We start from the raw sequence: 4,448 nt of genomic DNA on the forward strand, positions 1-4,448 counted from the left end.
GCTTCAGCAGGACCGGGACGGTGAGCGGCCGGGAGTCGTGCTCCATCTGGTTCAGATAGCTGGGCGAGATCGCCAGCACGCGGGCCAGTTCCGCCTGGCTCATCCGGCGCTCCTCGCGCAGCCGCCGCAGCCGCGCGCCCGCATAGATCTTGCTCACCCTGCTCCGCCCTCCCCTGAGACGTCCGTCAGCGTACGCGATCAGCAGACAGTCACCCCCTTCGCAAACTTGGCAATGAAGGCCCCGAAGATTCGCAGAAGTTGGCACCCATCCCCCCTTGATGGCACTGAGTGCCACTGCCAGAGTCTCAGTGCGGCCCGCCGGACCTCCGGCAGCACAGGCCCTGCACCGGGCACGATTCCTGCCCTGACGTCGGAGACCCCGGCAGCAGGCAGCGCTTCCGGGCAAGCATTGCTCAGCTCCGCCCCGCGGCAGGCAGGCGGGCCGCACTCCAGTCAGAGACACACAGTGCCACCCCTCACGGCGACGACGTGAGGATTGGCATCCCGTACATACCGAGGAGACGGTGACAGTCATGGCAGAGGCGAGGACGCAGGCAGCCGAGGAACTCGCGCGGCGCTGGGCCACCGACCCCCGGTGGCGGGGCGTCGAGCGCACCTACACCGCCGAGGACGTCGTACGACTGTCCGGCAGTGTCCGTGAGGAGCAGACCCTGGCCCGGCGCGGCGCCGAGCGGCTGTGGCGCCAACTGCACGAGCGGGACTACGTCCACGCCCTCGGCGCCCTCACCGGCGGCCAGGCCGTGCAGCAGGTGAAGGCCGGCCTCCAGGCCATCTACCTCTCCGGTTGGCAGGTCGCCGCCGACGCCAACCAGGCCGGCCACACCTACCCCGACCAGAGCCTGTACCCGGCCAACTCCGTGCCCCAGGTGGTGCGTCGGATCAACAACGCACTGCTGCGCGCCGACCAGATCGCCACCGCCGAGGACGAAGGCGACACAACCGACTGGCTCGCCCCGATCGTCGCCGACGCGGAGGCCGGGTTCGGCGGTCCGCTGAACGCCTTCGAGCTGACCAAGGCGATGATCGCGGCCGGTGCGGCCGGCATCCACTACGAGGACCAGCTCGCCTCGGAGAAGAAGTGCGGTCACCTCGGCGGCAAGGTCCTCGTCCCGACCGCCCAGCACATCCGCACCCTGAACGCGGCCCGGCTCGCCGCCGACCTCGCCGGCACGCCCACGGTGATCATCGCGCGCACCGACGCGCTCGCCGCGAACCTGCTCACCAGCGATGTCGACGAGCGGGACGCCGAGTTCGTGACCGGTGAGCGCACGGCGGAGGGCTTCTACCGGGTCCGCAACGGCATGGCGCCGGTCATCGCCCGCGGCCTGGCCTACGCCCCCTACGCCGACCTCATCTGGGTCGAGACCGGTACCCCGGATCTCGCCCAGGCCCGTGAGTTCGCCGAGGCGATCCACGCCCGGTACCCGGACCGGATGCTGGCGTACAACTGCTCGCCGTCCTTCAACTGGAAGGCCGCACTGGACGACGACCAGATCGCCAAGTTCCAGCGCGAACTGGGCGCCATGGGCTACAAGTTCCAGTTCATCACCCTGGCCGGCTTCCACTCCCTCAACCACGGCATGTTCGACCTCGCCCGCGGCTACGCCGAGCACGGCATGACCGCCTACGTCGACCTCCAGGAGCGGGAGTTCGCCGCGCAGGCGCAGGGCTTCACCGCCGTCAGGCACCAGCGCGAGGTCGGCACCGGCTACTTCGACCTGGTCTCCACCGCCGTCAACCCCACCTCCTCCACGACCGCGCTGTCCGGTTCCACGGAGGAGGAGCAGTTCCACTAGGCCGTCCTTGGGGACGCCGTCCGGTCCGCCCCGGCCGCGTGGGGGTCGTACCACCGTCCCGGTGCGGCCCCCGCTCTCCTCCCTCCCTCAGGAGCACCCATGTCCACCAGCGCACTGACCCACCACGTCCGCGTTCTCACGGCTCCGGGCGACCGGCACGAGGTGATCCTCACGCCCGCCGCCCTCGACTTCGTCGGCCACCTGGCCGCGGCCTTCGGCGAGCGCCGGCAGTCGCTGCTGAAGGAGCGCCGCCGGCAGGCCCTGCGCCTGGCGAGCGGCTCCCCGCTCGAGTTCCCCCTGGTCACCTCCGCCGTACGCGCGGACCCGTCCTGGCGGGTCGCGCCGCCCGCGCCCGGACTGACCGACCGGCGGGTGGAGATCACCGGCCCTCCCGAGCGCCGTATGACCGTCAACGCCCTGAACTCCGGTGCCGAGGTCTGGCTGGCGGACTTCGAGGACGCCACCTCTCCCACGTGGGACAACATCGTCGGCGGCCAGCTCAATCTGCTCGACGCCATCGAGCGCCGGATCGACTTCACCACCCCCGAGGGCAAGGAGTACCGCCTCAAGGGCCGCGAACAGCTCGCCACCATCGTCGTCCGCCCCCGCGGCTGGCACCTCGACGAGGAGCACCTGGAGTTCGACGGCCGGCCCGTGCCCGCCGCCCTCGTGGACTTCGGGCTGTACTTCTTCCACTGCGCCCAGCGGCAGATCGACGCCGGTCACGGCCCGTACTTCTACCTGCCGAAACTGGAGAACCGCTACGAGGCCCGCCTCTGGAACGACGTCTTCGTCATGGCCCAGGACCTGCTCGGCATTCCCCGGGGCACCGTCCGCGCCACCGTCCTCATCGAGACGATCACCGCCGCCTTCGAGATGGAGGAGATCCTCCACGAACTGCGCGAGCACAGCGCGGGGCTGAACGCGGGCCGCTGGGACTACCTGTTCAGCCTGATCAAGACCTTCGGCCACCGCACCGACTTCCTGCTGCCCGACCGGGCCAAGGTCACCATGACCGCGCCCTTCATGCGGGCCTACACCGAGCTGCTCGTGCGCACCTGCCACCGGCGCGGCGCCCACGCGATCGGCGGCATGGCCGCCCAGGTCCCCGGCAAGGACCCGGCCGCGCACGGGGCCGCCCTCGCGAAGGTCCGCCTCGACAAGGAACGCGAGGCGGAGGACGGCTTCGACGGCTCCTGGGTCGCCCACCCCGGGCTGGTCCCCGTCTGCCGGGAGGTCTTCGACGGCGTGCTCGGCGAACGCCCCCACCAGCTCGACCGCACGCGCGACGACGTGGAGGTCACTCCGGCGGACCTGCTGTCGGTGCGCCGGATCAGCGGACCGCCGACCCCCGAGGGCGTCCGCACCAACATCGCCGTCGCGCTGCGCTACTTCGCCGCCTGGCTGCGCGGACAGGGCGCCGCCGCGCTGTACGGCCTGATGGAGGACGCGGCGACCGCCGAGATCGCCCGGGTGCAGATCTGGCAGTGGCTGCGGCACCGCGTCATCGACCGGGAGACGGTGCTGCGACTGCTCGACGACGAGGTCGCCGCGCTGGGCGCCGAGTACCCGTGGGCACCCGTCGACGACATCCGCGCCCTCTTCGAACGGACCGCGCTGACAGGCGAGTTGCCGCTGTTCTTCACCCCGGACGCCTACACGCGGCACCTGGTGAAGCGGACGGAGGCCGGGACATGAGCGGCGGGATCCGGCGCGTCGGAGTGGTCGGCGGCGGACAGATGGGCGCCGGCATCGCCGAGGTGTGCGCACGGGCCGGCCTCGACACCACGGTCTGCGAGGTGGACGCGATGGCGGCCCGCGCCGCCCTGGAACGGGTGACGGCATCGCTCGACCGGGCGGTCCGGCGCGGCAAGCTGGAACAGCCCGCCGCCCGGGACGCGCTCGCCCGTCTGGCGTTCACCGGCAGCCTGGAGGATCTCGCCGACCGGCAGTTGGTCGTCGAAGCCGTCGTGGAGAACCCCGACGCCAAGACCGAGGTGTTCGCCGCCCTCGACAAGATCGTCGAGGATCCGGAGGCGGTGCTGGCCACCAACACCTCCTCCCTGCCCGTCATGCGGCTGGGCATGGCGACCGGCCGCGCGGACCGGGTCGTGGGCCTGCACTTCTTCCATCCCGTACCCGTGCTGCCGCTGGTCGAGGTCGTGACCTCGCTGCACACCTCGCGCCGGACGATGACCGTCGTACGGGACTTCGCGACCGGGTCGCTCGGCAAGACGGTCATCCACTCCCGGGACAGGGCCGGGTTCGTCGTCAACGCCCTGCTGATCCCGTATCTGCTCTCGGCCGTCCGCATGGCGGAGTCCGGCTTCGCCACGGCCTCCGACATCGACACGGGTATGGAACTGGGCTGCGCCCACCCGATGGGCCCTCTGAGGCTCGCGGACCTGATCGGCCTCGACACGGTCGCGTCGATCGCCGAGTCCCTCTACGACGAGTTCAGGGACCCCCTCTACGCTCCTCCCCCGCTGCTCCAGCGGATGGTGGAGGCGGGGCTGCTCGGCCGCAAGACCGGGCGGGGGTTCCACACCTACGACCAGGACTGAGGGCCTGGTACGACGCGGGCCGAGGGGCCCGCGGGGTGTCACAGGGGAGGGCGGGAAGCGCGAGTGC

General features: G+C 71.2%; 4 protein-coding genes. 3 read left to right on the forward strand and 1 reads right to left on the reverse strand.

Annotation, left to right across the window (positions count from 1 at the left end):
* Positions 1–157, reverse strand: a 157-nt coding sequence (locus tag ACFTZL_RS41655; RefSeq protein WP_382594850.1) for a helix-turn-helix domain-containing protein, incomplete at its 3' end; no start/stop codon positions are given.
* A 376-nt stretch (positions 158–533) separates the two neighbouring features.
* Between ACFTZL_RS41655 and aceA the strand changes: the two genes are divergently transcribed.
* From aceA to ACFTZL_RS41670, 3 genes are all read left to right on the forward strand, one after another.
* Positions 534–1,817, forward strand: a complete 1,284-nt coding sequence (gene aceA, locus ACFTZL_RS41660) for an isocitrate lyase (protein ID WP_382594841.1) — start codon at positions 534–536, stop codon at positions 1,815–1,817.
* Between the two features lie 99 nt (positions 1,818–1,916).
* Positions 1,917–3,515: a malate synthase A gene (gene aceB / locus ACFTZL_RS41665; RefSeq protein WP_382594844.1), complete on the forward strand. Its 1,599-nt coding sequence runs from the start codon at positions 1,917–1,919 to the stop codon at positions 3,513–3,515.
* Complete coding sequence (locus ACFTZL_RS41670) at positions 3,512–4,381, forward strand: 3-hydroxybutyryl-CoA dehydrogenase (protein WP_382594847.1); 870 nt, start codon at positions 3,512–3,514, stop codon at positions 4,379–4,381. The genes aceB and ACFTZL_RS41670 overlap by 4 nt, the downstream gene beginning before the upstream one ends.
* The last annotated feature ends 67 nt before the right edge of the window (positions 4,382–4,448 follow it).

This window comes from Streptomyces sp. NPDC056948 (genome assembly GCF_042674225.1).
GTDB lineage: Bacteria > Actinomycetota > Actinomycetes > Streptomycetales > Streptomycetaceae > Streptomyces > Streptomyces purpurascens.